Below are 14,464 nucleotides of genomic sequence, written 5' to 3' on the forward strand. Positions count from 1 at the left end.
GCAAGTGTTTATGATTACAATAAAAAAAGGCTTAGATGTTCCTGTAAAAGGGGCACCACAGCAGGTAATCCATGATGGTTCGTCCATCAAAACCGTCGCAACATTAGGTGAAGAGTTTGTGGGTATGCGTCCAACCATGTTTGTAAAAGTGGGTGATCGTGTTAAAAAAGGCCAGGTGATTTTTAGCGATAAAAAGAACCCAGGCGTTAAATTCACAGCTCAAGCTGCCGGTGTTGTTAAAGAAATTAACCGTGGCGAAAAACGTGTTTTGCAATCAGTCGTTATCGATATTGATGGCGATGAACAAATCACATTTACCAGTTACCCTACCAGTGAACTAGCGACGTTATCACGTGTCAATGTGGTAAATAACTTAGTTGAGTCAGGTTTGTGGACTGCGTTAAGAACTCGCCCATTTAGCAAAATACCAGCGGTAGACGCTATCCCAACAGCTATTTTTGTTAGTGCTATGGATACTAATCCTCTTGCGGCTAACCCTGAAGTAGTTATTGGTGAGCAAGCGCAAGCGTTTAAAGATGGTTTAACCATTTTGTCGCGATTAACCGACGGCGATGTTTTCGTCAGTAAAGCACCAGGAGCTAATATACCTGTAGCAAGTACTGTACAAGTCAACGAATTTGCCGGCAAACACCCTGCAGGTTTAGTGGGTACACATATTCACTTTTTAAAGCCTGCCAGTGCGGATAAATTTGTTTGGCACTTAGGTTATCAAGATGTTATTGCTTTTGGTAAACTATTTACCTCAGGTGAACTTGATAATACGCGTGTTATTTCGCTTGCAGGCCCTGCAGCAAAGAACCCGCGTTTAGTGCGTACCGTATTAGGTGCTAGCACAGCTGAATTAACCCAAGGTGAAGCAACCGAAGGTGAATTACGTGTGGTTTCTGGTTCATTATTAATGGGCTCGACAGCCAAGGCAGTTCACGCTTATTTAGGTCGTTATCACGTGCAAGTGTCGTTGATCCTTGAGGGTCGTGAAAAAGAATTTATTGGCTATATGTACCCAGGGCCAAATAAATTCTCAGTAACACGTGCTTATATGTCTCATTTCTTCCCGAAGAAACTATTCAATATGACCACCACTACCAATGGTAGTGAACGTGCTATGGTGCCAATTGGTAACTTTGAACGTGTTATGCCATTAGATATTTTACCTACCATGTTATTGCGTGATTTAGTTGCCGGTGATACCGACACAGCACAACAACTTGGTGTCCTAGAGCTAGACGAAGAAGATTTAGCGCTTTGTACATTTGTTTGCCCTGGCAAAACAGATTACGGCGTATACCTTCGTGATTGCCTAACCACAATTGAGAAGGAAGGTTAGTCATGGGCTTGAAAAAGTTTATTGAAGATATTGAGCCGCATTTTGAAAAAGGCGGCAAACATGAGAAGTGGTTTGCTTTGTATGAAGCGGTTGCTACTGGTTTATTTACCCCTGGGCAAGTAAACAAAGGTAAAACCCATGTACGTGATAGCATTGACTTAAAACGTATCATGATCACAGTATGGCTAGCGGTTTTCCCTGCCATGTTCTTTGGTATGTACAACATTGGTTTCCAAGCAGTTGACGCGTTAGTTGCTGGATATGCGATGCCTGACACTTGGCAAACAGCTTTGTTTACCATGTTAGGTGGAACGCTAACCGCTGAATCTGGTTGGTTCAGTATGATGTTTTACGGTGCTATGTTCTTTCTTCCTATTTATGCCGTTACTTTTATAGTAGGTGGTTTCTGGGAAGTACTTTTTGCAGCCGTACGCGGACATGAAGTCAACGAAGGCTTCTTCGTTTCTTCGATATTGTTTGCGCTTATCGTGCCTGCAACCATTCCTTTATGGCAAGTAGCCATTGGTATTACTTTTGGTATTGTTGTTGCCAAAGAAATTTTTGGTGGCACAGGTAAAAACTTCTTAAACCCAGCATTAGCGGGTCGTGCGTTTTTATTCTTTGCTTATCCTGCCGAAATATCTGGTGACGCGGTTTGGGTTGCTGCTGATGGCTTCTCAGGTGCAACAGCACTTAGTGCTGCTAACCAAGGTTTAGTTGAATATTCAATGAATGCCGATTGGTGGAACGCATTCTGGGGCTTCATTCCTGGCTCTGTTGGTGAAGTGTCTACTTTTGCTATTTTACTTGGTGGTGCATACATCCTTTATAAGGGGATTGCTTCATGGCGCATAGTACTAGGTGTGTTTGGCGGCATGGTAGTAACAGCATTCTTGTTTAATGCTGTTGGCAGTGATACTAATGCAATGTTTGCTATGCCTTGGTACTGGCATTTAGTTGTTGGTGGTTTTGCTTTTGGTATGATGTTTATGGCAACTGACCCCGTATCTGCTTCTTTTACTAATACCGGTAAATACTGGTTTGGTGCATTAGTAGGTGTAATGGTGGTATTAGTTCGCGTCGTCAATCCAGCATTCCCAGAGGGCATGATGTTAGCCATTTTATTTGCTAACTTATTTGCGCCATTGTTTGACTACTTTGTAGTTAAAGGCAACATTAAACGGAGGCTTGCACGTAATGTCTAGTAATAAAGAAACATTCGGCAAAACGGTTGGTTTTGTATTCGTTGTGTGTTTAGTTTGTGCGGCACTAGTATCGATTGCAGCTGTTCAGTTAAAGCCACTTCAAGTAGAAAATAAACTACTTGATCAGCAAACTAAAATTTTAGAAGCTTCAGGTTTATTAGCAACCACTGATGGTAGCTCTAAAGCGATCAAAGCAACTTTTGCTAAACTAGTAGAAGCCAAAATGATTGATTTAGATACAGGTGAATTCATCGAAGGTAACCCAAAGTTATTTGATGAGCGTCGTAATGCACGTGATGTCACTAAATCAGATAAGCCAGAAAATGATATAGCGGGTATCAATCGCCGCTCACATGACGCAGTTGTTTATTTGGTGCGTAATGAATCAGGTAAAGTTGAAACAGTGGTGTTACCTATTGTTGGCTCTGGTTTATGGAACCTAATGTATGGCTATGTTGGCTTAGAGGCTGATTTAAATACCGTACGCAGTGTTATTTACTCAGATCATAGTGAAACTCCAGGCTTAGGTGCTGAAGTAATGAACCCTAAGTGGAAAGCGCTATGGCCGGGTAAAAAAATCTACAACAGTGCAGGCGAAGTAAAAGCCAGATTAGTTAAAGGCGGTGCGAAAGCCGGAGATATGCATGGTGTTGATGCATTATCAGGCGCCACTTTAACCAGTAATGGTGTTACTCGCACATTACAATTTTGGTTTGGTGAAGAAGGGTACGCACCTTTCATTGCTAAATATCGTGCAGGGGGTGTTAACTAATGTCATCTGAAGCAAAAAAGGTATTAACTCAACCGATTGTTGACAATAACCCTATTGCCTTACAGGTATTAGGTATTTGTTCAGCATTAGCGGTAACAAGCTCAATGGCCAATGCGTTAGTTATGACGTTAGCCGTTGTTTTAGTAACAGCTTTCTCTAACTTGTTTATTTCAATTATTCGTAATCATATCCCATCAAGTGTACGTATTATCGTGCAAATGGCGATTATTGCATCATTGGTAATTGTGGTTGACCAAGTGTTAAAAGCGTTTTCTTATCAGTTATCAAAAGAGCTATCAGTATTTGTTGGTTTGATTATCACCAACTGTATCGTTATGGGTCGTGCTGAAGCATTTGCCATGAAAGAGAAACCGGTTGTAAGTTTCTGGGATGGTATTGGTAACGGCTTAGGTTACGGTGTTATTTTAATGACAGTCGCTTTCTTCCGTGAATTATTTGGTTTTGGCACCTTGTTTGGTGTTGAAATTCTGCCATTAATTCAAAATGACGGTTGGTATCAAGCGAATGGTTTATTAGTATTACCATTTAGCTCATTCTTCATTATAGGTTTTATTATCTGGGCTATTCGCCAGTGGAAACCTGAACAAGTAGAGAAGGACTAATCGCAATGGAACATTATTTAAGTCTATTAGTTAAAACGATTTTTATCGAAAACATTGCACTATCATTCTTTTTAGGTATGTGTACATTCTTAGCGGTATCTAAAAAAGTCGATACAGCCATTGGTTTGGGTGTGGCGGTTGTTGTAGTACTAGGTATTGCAGTACCGGCTAACCAAATTATCTACCAAGCTGTTTTGGCACCAGGTGCGTTAGACAGTGTACTAGGTATTACCGACCCTACTGAATCTATTGATTTGAGCTTTTTATCATTTATTACCTTCATTGGTGTAATTGCTGCGCTTGTTCAAATCCTTGAAATGGTACTAGATAAATACTTCCCTGCCTTATATCAAGCACTGGGTATTTTCTTACCGTTAATTACTGTTAACTGTGCGATTTTTGGTGCTGTGTCTTTTATGGTAGCTAAAAACTTAACACTAGGTGAATCAGTTGTTTACGGTATTGGCTCTGGTATCGGTTGGGCATTAGCGATTGTTTTACTTGCGGGTATTCGTGAGAAAATGAAGTATTCTGATGTACCCAATGGTTTGAAAGGTTTAGGTATTACGTTTATTACTGCTGGACTAATGGCTTTTGGCTTTTTGTCTTTCGGTGGTATTTCCCTATAAGTTTGGTTGGTGTAATGCTGATTTTCGGTGTTACACCCTTAGAGAAGTTTAAAGGAAAAGTCGATGGAAATTATTCTCGGCGTATCGATGTTTACCGCAATTGTACTGGCGCTAGTTTTAGTAATCTTATTTGCTAAATCTAAACTAGTTTCTAGTGGTGACGTAACGATCAATATTAACGGCGATGCCGACAAAGCAGTAACAACTGCTGCCGGTGGCAAGTTATTAGGCGCTTTAGCTGATAAAGGTATTTTTATTCCTTCAGCGTGTGGTGGCGGTGGTACTTGTGGTCAGTGTCGTGTAGAAGTACATTCAGGTGGCGGTGATATCCTACCTACTGAATTAGGTCATATTACTAAGCGTGAAGCAAAAGAAGGCTGCCGTTTAGCATGTCAAGTGGCTGTTAAACAAGACATGGAAATTGAAGTTGAAGATGAAATCTTCGGTGTTCAGCAATGGCAATGTGAAGTTATCTCAAATGATAACAAAGCAACGTTTATTAAAGAGCTTAAGCTACAAATTCCTAATGGTGAATCTGTACCATTTAAAGCCGGTGGTTATATTCAAATTGAAGCGCCAGCGCATCATGTTAAATATAAAGACTTTGACATTGAAGACCAGTACCGTGGTGATTGGGAGCATTTTGGGTTCTTTGATGTAGAATCTAAAGTAGATACTGATACATTACGTGCTTATTCAATGGCTAACTATCCTGAAGAAGAAGGCATCATTATGCTGAACGTGCGTATTGCTACGCCGCCTCCAGGAAAGTTACATTTACCAGCGGGTAAAATGTCATCGTTTATCTTTAGCCTTAAGCCAGGCGATAAAGTAACAATTTCAGGTCCATTTGGTGAATTCTTCGCCAAAGAAACTGATAATGAAATGGTATTTATCGGTGGTGGTGCAGGTATGGCGCCAATGCGCTCTCATATCTTTGATCAGCTTAAGCGTCTTAAGTCTAAACGTAAGATGAGCTTCTGGTATGGTGCACGTTCGCTTCGTGAAATGTTTTATGAAGATGACTACAACATGCTTGCTGCTGAAAATGATAACTTTGAATGGCATGTTGCGCTTTCAGACCCTCAACCAGAAGATAACTGGGATGGTATGACCGGCTTTATTCATAATGTACTTTATGAAAACTATTTGAAAGATCATGAAGCACCAGAAGATTGTGAGTACTACATGTGTGGTCCACCAATGATGAATGCTGCGGTTATTCATATGTTGAAAGACTTAGGTGTAGAAGACGAGAATATACTACTCGATGATTTTGGCGGCTAATATATTGTAACTTTTATCTCTTTGCTATTTCGCTTAATAGCTGCATCGAAGGTGCTCATTGACTATCGTCAACTCCGCGCCTTCTCTTTGCTCTAAAACGAACTAGCTTTGAGCTGAAAAGCTACTTAAGCTGGAAATTACACAGTTAAATAAAGACGACCTCGGTCGTCTTTATTATTTATATAACAGCTTTACCTGCACTTGGCGTCATTCCGGTTGTCTCTTAAGCCGGAATCTAAATCTGGCGTTTCTAGAGTGGTTATATAAATAATAAATTTGGAAAACTAAAATGAACAAATTCAAACAACTGCTGCTTGTGCTGTTAGCTGTTAGTATATCCGCTTGCTTTCCCAGTAATAATTCAGGCAAAACTGAAATTTTATTGCAGGGTCGTACTATGGGCACTACCTATAATATTAAGGTGGTTGCTACCCTCAAGCAGTTGGAAGCGCTGAAACTACAACAGAAAATTGATGACGCGCTTAAGCAAGTAAATCAGGAAATGTCGACCTATATTGCTGATTCAGAAATTTCTCGTTTTAATCAATCAACTTCGCTAGACCCTATTGAAGTCTCTGATGGCTTTGCAAGGGTGTTACAAGAGTCTATTCGTATCGGTGAATTAAGCGGCGGTAAACTTGATATTACCGTGGGGCCTTTAGTTAACCTATGGGGTTTTGGTCCTGAGTTACGTCCTGAAAAAGCCCCTAGTGATGAGCTGTTAGCTGCGACACATGCACGTGTTGGTTTAACTAATTTGCATTTAAATGCTAAGCAGTTATCAAAAGATATCCCCAACCTTTACGTTGATCTTTCTACCACAGCTAAAGGGTATGGCGTTGATGTCGTGGCCGAATTAATAGAAGCGAATGGCATTACTAACTATTTGGTGGAAATAGGCGGTGAGATGCGTCTACGGGGCTTTAAACATACGGGAGAGCTTTGGGCTATTGCCATTGAGAAGCCGATTTTAGACCCCTCAGGTGAGCAAAGAGCAATACAACAAGTGATCATCCCTAAAGATAACGCCGTTGCAACCTCAGGTGACTACCGCAATTATTTTGAAGCAGACGGTCAGCGTTTTTCACATATTATCGACCCTCAAACAGGTAAACCAATCAATCATAACCTCGTCTCGGTTACCGTAATTGCACCTTCATCAATGACCGCTGATGGGTTATCTACCGCGTTAATGGTAATGGGGACAGAGCAAGGGATGAAGTTTGCAGTGAAGCATGAGCTCGCCGCCTTGTTTATTTCAAAAACCGAGCATGGCTTTACCGAGCAATTTACGGTAAAATTTAAGCAATATTTAAAGTAATACTAGTTATAAAGGTTAGGCGATAGCCTGGCAATTTTTCGAATTATTAATAGGCATGCAGTTATTATGATGATCTTTTTAATCACCTTTGGTTTTTTTCTAGTCGTTGGCGCAGCTATGGCCGTAGGGTATATTTTTCAAAATAAAACCCTTGCTGGCAGTTGTGGTGGTTTAGGCAGTGTAGGTATTGAAAAAGCCTGTAACTGCGATAATCCCTGCGAGAAGCGTCAAGAACGCGAACGAAAAGCCGCGTTAGAGCAAAATTTGCAAAATAAAATAGATGTTGAAAACTTGTAGTGATGTAGACATGTTTTTGTGGTGAAAAGCTAATATTTAAAATAGAAAGGGTAGGTAACTATTACACTTGACTCAATTCCCTTATTGAAGCAGCAGTAGCGTTAGCACTATCTTTTGAATATCCTCCAGCACCAAGAAAAACAGCAGGGAGTTTTAATTCTTTCAACCTAGACAGAGTTAAATGCTCCCTTCTTACCACATCACCTATAGTTAAGTTCATACCACCTAACCTATCAGATTTAAGCACATCAGTTCCTGCGACTATAAATGCTATTTTATAATCTGCATTTAATGCATTTAATGCTTTTTGATAAGAAAATAAATACTGTTCAGACTTTACCCCTGAAGGCAAAGGGACTGGAAAATTTATTCGTTCACGGGTTGAGTGTGTTAATGGATAAATTGATTCATTATAAACATCAAGTATTTTTATTTTATCATTATCTATAAAGGTTCTTGCGTTACCATTGCCATGATGAGCATCTGTATCAATAATTAATACATTATCTTCTGGTGTTAACTCACCTGATTTCATTAATTCTTGGTAGGCAATGCCTATATCATTATAGATACAAAAACCCTCCATACTATGTTGACTTGCATGATGATAACCACCTGCAAGATTCCAACAATATTTTCCTGTCAATGCTAGTTTTGCCGCTTTTAAGGTGGCGTTTACTCCACATTTCATAGGTAAAAGAACTTTTCTATCTAAATAGTTAAAATTAATAAATGGTATATTAGGAACTTCTAATGCCCTCAATACAGGTACTTTTTCAACTATGAGCATTCGGACAAGTTCATTTGTAAATTCATTGACTATATCCATAGATATAGGTGCTATTGATGAATGAATTTCAATGTTTTTATTTGAATTGATAGAATTAAATATTTTTTTAAATTTTATCCCATCAAACGGATGCAAGTAGTTCAAAACACCTAAATTAATATTAAATTTATCATCATAAAACACATGTATCATACTAACTCTCTCGCATATCTTAACACTTGCTCTGGGGTCCAAATACCATACCCTATTATTGAACCCAATTTACCATATTCTTTAGCTGTTGGAGTAAAGCTTGGTTTAGTTGCTCCTGCTTGTAAACATTGAGCAACAATATGAGAACAATTATTTCGTGCTAATTGATATCTTGGAATGGAGACTTGGAGATCCTTGATAAAATTTAGAATAGCTTTTTCATCTAAATTATTAACTATTACTGTTATTGGTTGTCGGTTTCCTTCGCTATAAATGTCATCTTCAAGGCTTGTCATAAAAGATCCTGGTTGGCTTCTTTTAATTTTTAGGTCTTTTTTAACAGCATCGCCTTCTGGCCAAAAACTAATATAAGTTGTGCCTATTGTTAACGAAGCATGACCAATGTGAGTTTCATTTTTTGTCCATACATGTATTCTTACCATTTTATCGTCCTTAATATTATTTAAATTATTTGTAACTATAACAACTCAAGCCATTCCTTTGAAAACAGTTAATGACTCTATAATCAGCTTCACTAGTACTTTCATCAATTACATTATGATTATATTATTATTTTTTTCAATACATCTGCCTTTCATCGATAGCTTTGAATTAAGCCGAGATCAGCTTAACTTATAAAGCTACTAATTTTAGCTATTATCCCTATAGAATCTAGCCCTAACTCCTGATGGACTTCTTCTTGGGTACCATGCTTAATAAAATGATCTGGAATGCCGATATTTAATATCTTTGTCGCAACACCTTGAGATAAAACATATTCATTTACGGCAGAACCTGCACCACCGGCAATTGCATTGTCTTCAATGGTTACAATTACATCATGGGTTTGTTGTGTTTCATCAATGATCTGCACGTCAAGTGGCTTAATAAAACGCATATCAATCAGTGTTGCACCAAGTTCAGTCGCTGCCTGATGCGCTTGGGCTAACATAGTACCAAAGCTTAAAATAGCGACTTTTGGCTGGTCTCCTTCAGCTTTAAGAATAACGTTCGCTTTACCTATTTCAATGGTTTCATCTACATCAGGGAGTAGCTCACCTGTGCCATTTCCACGGGGGTAGCGTACTACTGCCGGTGAATTAAGCTGATAGCCTGTCGTTAACATTAATTGACATTCACGTTCGTTCGCTGGAGCCATGATTACCATGTTAGGAATACAACGTAAAAAGCTTAAATCAAAGGAGCCTTGGTGCGTAGCGCCATCAGCACCGACAACACCAGCACGGTCAACAGCAAATAAAACGGGTAAATTTTGAATAGCAATATCATGAATTAATTGATCGTATCCACGCTGTAAAAAGCTTGAATAGATAGCAACTACTGGCTTTTGTCCACCAATAGCTAGACCTGCGGCATAAGTTACTGCATGCTGCTCGGCAATCGCAACATCAAAGTACTGGTCAGGAAAACGTTGGCTGAATTCAACCATACCTGAGCCTTCTCGCATTGCTGGGGTTATTGCAACTAGGTTTTTGTCTGTTTGCGCCGTTTTACAAAGCCAATCACCAAATATTTGTGAGTAGCTTGGTAAACTGGGCTTTGATTTTGGCAAATTAGTATCGGAAGGATTAAATTTAGGTACCGCATGGTATTTAATCGGGTCTTGTTCAGCAGCATGATAACCCTTGCCTTTTTTAGTGGCAATATGCAGTAATTGTGGGCCACTCAGGTTGCGCATATTTTTAATGGTATCGACTAGGCCGTTAACATCATGACCATCAATAGGGCCTATGTAATTAAAACCTAGTTCTTCAAAAAAGGTGCTTGGTACTACCATACCTTTAAGATGTTCTTCTGCGCGACTGGCTAATTCTTTTATCGGAGGAATATTGTCAAGTAAGCGTTTACTACCTTCTCGCAGACCAGTATATAAAGAGCCCGATAGCATTTTGGCAAAATGATTGTTTAACGCGCCAACATTTTCTGAAATAGACATTTCATTATCATTTAAAATAATAAGCATATCTTTTTTGATATCACCGGCATGGTTTAGCGCTTCAAATGCCATCCCAGCGGTCATAGCGCCATCACCAATGACAGCAACAGTTTTTCTGTTTTTTGCTTCTTTATCTGCCGCAACGGCTAACCCCAAAGCTGCTGAGATAGAGGTACTAGAATGACCCACACTTAATGTATCGTATTCACTTTCTTCCCGCCAAGGAAATGGATGCAAGCCATTTTTTTGTCGAATAGTATGTAGTTGATCACGACGACCCGTTAAAATTTTATGGGGATACGCTTGGTGGCCAACATCCCAAATAAGATGATCGAACGGAGTGTTATAAACATAGTGCAAGGCAACGGTGAGTTCAATAGTGCCAAGACCTGAAGCGAAATGACCACTACTTTTACTGACAGAATTTAATAAAAAGCGACGCAATTCGTTACTGACTTTTGTTAATTGGTCAGCAGTAATATTTCGTAAGTCCTTTGGCGAATTTATCTGTGCGAGTAATGGGTAATCAGCAAGGTTTGTAGTCATAGTTTTTCGATATTAGTTCATTATATTAACTGATTTATGGCCGCCATTAGTGGCTACGTTTAATAATGAAAGTAGCAAAATCAGCCAAGGATTGGGTATTGTAAGGCAAACGAGCTAAAGCTTGAAGCGCTTGTTGAAATAAGTTTTCAGCTTTTTGTTGTGCGCCTTGTAAACCCAAGAGCGCAGGGTAAGTACTTTTATTTGCAGCTAGGTCTGAGCCACAAGGTTTTCCGAGCTGTTCTTGCGTTGATGTGATATCAATAATATCGTCTTGAACTTGATAGGCGAGACCAATCAATTGAGCGTACTCTTTTAGTGCTTGCTTATCTTGTTCAGTGATTGCTGGGGCGCACTCTGCCGCCATTAATACCGAAGCTTCAAGCAGTGCCCCGGTTTTTAACGAATGCAATTGCTCAAGTTGAGTTAAGTTGATTGATTTATCGGTCGCAGCTAAATCAAGCGCTTGCCCACCACACATACCTTGGTAGCCAGCGGCGGTAACAAGTTGCTTGATTAATGCTAGTTGTTTAGGCTGAGTTGCGGCAGAAAAACTATGATTAGCTAAAATATCAAAAGCTAGCGTTTGCAAACTATCACCGGCTAAAATGGCGGTTGCTTCATCAAAGGCTTTATGACAGGTAGGTTTACCACGGCGTAAGTCGTCGTCATCCATTGCGGGCAAATCATCGTGCAGTAACGAATAGGCATGAATACATTCCAATGCACCTGCAATACCGTCAAGGTCAGCTAAGCTAACGCCTAGGGTTTCTCCTGTAATATATACTAAATATGGACGAATGCGTTTACCGCCAATAAGCAAGCCATAAGCCATTGCCTGGTGGAGTCTATCATCGTTAACGGTTAGTTTATTAAGCTGCTGTTCTAAATACTGATTAATTCGCAGTTGCAAGAACTCATGATTAACTAAATCACTCACAAAGGCTCACCTAAAGATGAATCGTTAGTTGATACGTCGAAATCATGCAGTTGTTGCTCACCTTGCTGTTCAAGTAATATTTTTACTTTTTGCTCTGCGGTGTTCAACTTATTTTGGCTGAGTTTACTTAGCGATAAACCACGCTCAAAAAGTGCCATTGACTCTTCTAAGTTTAAATCACCTTGTTCGAGACTTTGAACTATGGTGTCTAATTCATTAAGCGACTCTTCAAAACTTAGGTTTTCTATTTTTTTCTTTGCCATGTTTTTAACCCTAGTTAAACTCTAAGCGCAAACTTACCTTAGCTAGGCGCAATGGTCAATGTGGCGATTATTTATTTCAACAAAATTTATTCTATATCAGCTAGGGTCTGTTGACCTTTCATGTTTAAATTTTGTTCGAATTAAATGCTTTTTGGTCGCGGCGCTAGGAATGTAGAATAGTTATTCTATTTAAATTCCTCGCAACAAAGAGCAAGAAGCATTTAAACGAATCCGTAGGACAGCGTTTATTAGCCATTTCTACTGTGTTATCGCTTATTAGAGTAGAACAACTACACAACATAAGCTCTGCCTTGTATAAAAGGCTAATAAACTGCTGCAAAAATAATCAGCAAAGATCAACAGACCCTATTAAGTTATTGAGTATAAGGACGATAATAAAGACAGAAGTAATGGCGAATAATTATTTCATCATGTACTATTATTTTAATAGGTCGTGTAGATTTTGTAGTTTTAGGAGAGTTCTGTGGATTTAGCAACGTTAATTGGCATAGTAGGTGCGATAGGTTTGCTGGCAATGGCCATGGTGTTATCTGGCGATATCATGATGTTTGCCGATACACAATCAGTGCTGATCGTATTTTGTGGTTCAATTTTTGTTGTCTTATCTAATTATAATTTGGGGCAATTTTTCGGCATAGGCAAAATCATTGGTAAAGCTTTTATGTTCAAGCTTGAAAAACCTGAAGAGCTGATTGAAAAGGCGGTTGATATGGCAGATGCAGCTCGAAAAGGGGGGTTTTTAGCCCTAGAAGAAGCCGAAATCACCAATGCTTTTATGCAAAAGGGTGTTGACATGCTTGTTGATGGGCATGACGCAGACGTGGTGAGAGCGACGTTACAAAAAGATATTGATTTAACCACTGAACGTCATGAAACAGGCTCAAATATGTTAATGGCACTGGCCGATGTTGCGCCAGCTATGGGGATGATAGGCACGCTGATAGGCTTGGTTGCTATGTTATCTAACATGGATGACCCCAAGTCTATCGGCCCAGCGATGGCGGTAGCGTTATTAACAACCCTGTATGGTGCTTTCTTAGCCAATGTTATTGCTATTCCGCTAGCATCTAAATTACAACTGCGTATGGCAGAAGAAAAAATGAACCAAGAGTTGGTACTTGATGCGGTGTTAGGTATTCAAGATGGGCAAAATCCGCGGGTAATTGAAGGATTGTTGAAAAACTACCTTGCTGAAGGCAAGCGCCAAATCGGCACAACGGATGAAGGTTAGTAAGGGGTAACCATGGCTGACGAATGTAAATGCCCACCACCAGGATTGCCTGCATGGATGGGAACCTTCGCTGATTTAATGTCGTTATTGATGTGTTTCTTTGTTTTGTTATTGTCGTTTTCTGAAATGGATGTGATGAAATTTAAACAAATTGCAGGGTCAATGAAATTTGCTTTTGGTGTCCAAAACAAAATTGAAGTCAAGGATATTCCTAAAGGCACCAGCATTATCGCTCAAGAGTTTCGCCCTGGAAAACCTGAGCCAACACCTATTGAAGTGATTCAGCAACAAACCCAAGAGATGACTCAACAAATGTTAGAGTTTCAAGCCGGTGATGAAACCTCTGCTGGAGGACGGCAAGAGCAACGTGGTGAAGAGCGAGGTGGTCAATCACAAAATACCGAAGATGCGTTAACAGCCCAAGAAATTCAACAAGCTCAAGAGCAGCTGGAAAAAGCGGCACAAGAGCATGTGAATGATCTCGTTAAAAAAATCGCTGAACAGATGGAAAAAGAAATTCAAGATGGTGCTGTAGAGCTAGAGTCATTAGGCCAACAGGTGATTATCCGTATTAGAGAAAACGGTTCATTCCCATCGGGGTCTGCTTTTTTACAACCTAAGTTTAGGCCTATTATCAGAAGAATTGGTGAGTTGTTAAATACCATGCCCGGTGAAATTATGGTGTCGGGTAATACCGATAATCGTGGTGTAGACTCTGAACTATTTGATTCAAATTGGGATTTATCAAGCAAACGGGCGGTTGCTATCGCTCATGAGTTGATTAAAGTGCCAAATTTTGAACAAAGCCGTTTAGTGGTTGCAGGTCATGCCGATACCCGACCGCTTGTCCCCAATACTAACGCCTTAAATCGTCGCCGCAACCGCCGTGTTGAAATTGCTATTAACCAAGGCAAGGCAAAAGAAAGTGCCCCTATTCAAGTGATCGATTAATCACGGTCATCAAATATTAATCGGATCAAAAAGCTGTCAGTTAAAAGCATAAAACTGGCGGCTTTTGTGTATAATGTGCGCCATTATTCTATTG

15 protein-coding genes are annotated in these 14,464 nt (G+C 39.7%); 10 read left to right on the forward strand and 5 right to left on the reverse strand.

Annotated elements, in window-relative coordinates; all coding sequences use genetic code 11:
• Window positions 1–10 precede the first annotated feature (10 nt).
• The 8 genes from ABXG98_RS09550 to nqrM all read left to right on the forward strand — a co-directional run bounded on the left by ABXG98_RS09550 (window position 11) and on the right by nqrM (window position 7,482).
• The gene (locus tag ABXG98_RS09550) at window positions 11–1,348 is read left to right on the forward strand and encodes a Na(+)-translocating NADH-quinone reductase subunit A (protein WP_353538443.1); all 1,338 of its coding nucleotides are present in this window, start codon (window positions 11–13) and stop codon (window positions 1,346–1,348) included.
• Between the two features lie 2 nt (window positions 1,349–1,350).
• Window positions 1,351–2,553 (forward strand): NADH:ubiquinone reductase (Na(+)-transporting) subunit B, encoded by a 1,203-nt coding sequence (locus ABXG98_RS09555; protein ID WP_353538444.1) that lies wholly within the window; start codon window positions 1,351–1,353, stop codon window positions 2,551–2,553.
• Complete coding sequence (locus tag ABXG98_RS09560) at window positions 2,546–3,325, forward strand: Na(+)-translocating NADH-quinone reductase subunit C (RefSeq protein WP_353538445.1); 780 nt, start codon at window positions 2,546–2,548, stop codon at window positions 3,323–3,325. Before ABXG98_RS09555 ends, ABXG98_RS09560 begins: the two co-directional genes overlap by 8 nt.
• Window positions 3,325–3,948 carry an NADH:ubiquinone reductase (Na(+)-transporting) subunit D gene (locus ABXG98_RS09565; protein ID WP_353538446.1) on the forward strand — a complete coding sequence of 208 codons (624 nt, stop codon included), beginning with the start codon at window positions 3,325–3,327 and terminating at the stop codon, window positions 3,946–3,948. Before ABXG98_RS09560 ends, ABXG98_RS09565 begins: the two co-directional genes overlap by 1 nt.
• 5 nt (window positions 3,949–3,953) lie before the next feature.
• Window positions 3,954–4,577, forward strand: a complete 624-nt coding sequence (gene nqrE, locus ABXG98_RS09570; protein WP_353538447.1) for an NADH:ubiquinone reductase (Na(+)-transporting) subunit E — start codon at window positions 3,954–3,956, stop codon at window positions 4,575–4,577.
• 63 nt (window positions 4,578–4,640) lie between these two features.
• Window positions 4,641–5,864, forward strand: a complete 1,224-nt coding sequence (gene nqrF, locus ABXG98_RS09575; RefSeq protein ID WP_353538448.1) for an NADH:ubiquinone reductase (Na(+)-transporting) subunit F — start codon at window positions 4,641–4,643, stop codon at window positions 5,862–5,864.
• A gap of 289 nt (window positions 5,865–6,153) precedes the next feature.
• Window positions 6,154–7,185 (forward strand): FAD:protein FMN transferase, encoded by a 1,032-nt coding sequence (locus ABXG98_RS09580; protein WP_353538449.1) that lies wholly within the window; start codon window positions 6,154–6,156, stop codon window positions 7,183–7,185.
• Between the two features lie 66 nt (window positions 7,186–7,251).
• Complete coding sequence (nqrM, locus tag ABXG98_RS09585; RefSeq protein ID WP_353538450.1) at window positions 7,252–7,482, forward strand: (Na+)-NQR maturation NqrM; 231 nt, start codon at window positions 7,252–7,254, stop codon at window positions 7,480–7,482.
• A gap of 61 nt (window positions 7,483–7,543) precedes the next feature.
• Here nqrM and ABXG98_RS09590 read toward each other — a convergent pair whose 3' ends face one another.
• From ABXG98_RS09590 to ABXG98_RS09610, 5 genes are all read right to left on the reverse strand, one after another.
• Complete coding sequence (locus ABXG98_RS09590; RefSeq protein WP_353538451.1) at window positions 7,544–8,464, reverse strand: histone deacetylase family protein; 921 nt, start codon at window positions 8,462–8,464, stop codon at window positions 7,544–7,546.
• Window positions 8,461–8,907 (reverse strand): hypothetical protein, encoded by a 447-nt coding sequence (locus tag ABXG98_RS09595; protein WP_353538452.1) that lies wholly within the window; start codon window positions 8,905–8,907, stop codon window positions 8,461–8,463. The genes ABXG98_RS09590 and ABXG98_RS09595 overlap by 4 nt, the downstream gene beginning before the upstream one ends.
• Window positions 8,908–9,092: 185 nt before the next feature.
• Window positions 9,093–10,967 (reverse strand): 1-deoxy-D-xylulose-5-phosphate synthase, encoded by a 1,875-nt coding sequence (dxs, locus tag ABXG98_RS09600; RefSeq protein ID WP_353538453.1) that lies wholly within the window; start codon window positions 10,965–10,967, stop codon window positions 9,093–9,095.
• A gap of 46 nt (window positions 10,968–11,013) precedes the next feature.
• Window positions 11,014–11,904, reverse strand: a complete 891-nt coding sequence (gene ispA / locus ABXG98_RS09605) for a (2E,6E)-farnesyl diphosphate synthase (RefSeq protein WP_353538454.1) — start codon at window positions 11,902–11,904, stop codon at window positions 11,014–11,016.
• On the reverse strand, window positions 11,901–12,167 hold the full coding sequence (locus ABXG98_RS09610) for an exodeoxyribonuclease VII small subunit (RefSeq protein ID WP_353538455.1): 267 nt from the start codon (window positions 12,165–12,167) through the stop codon (window positions 11,901–11,903). Before ABXG98_RS09610 ends, ispA begins: the two co-directional genes overlap by 4 nt.
• A gap of 484 nt (window positions 12,168–12,651) precedes the next feature.
• On the opposite strand from ABXG98_RS09610, the gene pomA reads away from it, so the two are divergent.
• Window positions 12,652–13,419, forward strand: coding sequence for a flagellar motor protein PomA (gene pomA / locus ABXG98_RS09615; RefSeq protein WP_353538456.1), 768 nt, complete (start codon window positions 12,652–12,654; stop codon window positions 13,417–13,419).
• A 12-nt stretch (window positions 13,420–13,431) separates the two neighbouring features.
• A complete protein-coding gene (locus tag ABXG98_RS09620; RefSeq protein WP_353538457.1) occupies window positions 13,432–14,370 on the forward strand; it encodes a flagellar motor protein MotB in 939 nt (312 codons plus the stop codon).
• Window positions 14,371–14,464 lie beyond the last annotated feature (94 nt).

The sequence above is a fragment of the Colwellia sp. KU-HH00111 genome (assembly GCF_040362745.1).
Classification (GTDB): domain Bacteria; phylum Pseudomonadota; class Gammaproteobacteria; order Enterobacterales; family Alteromonadaceae; genus Colwellia.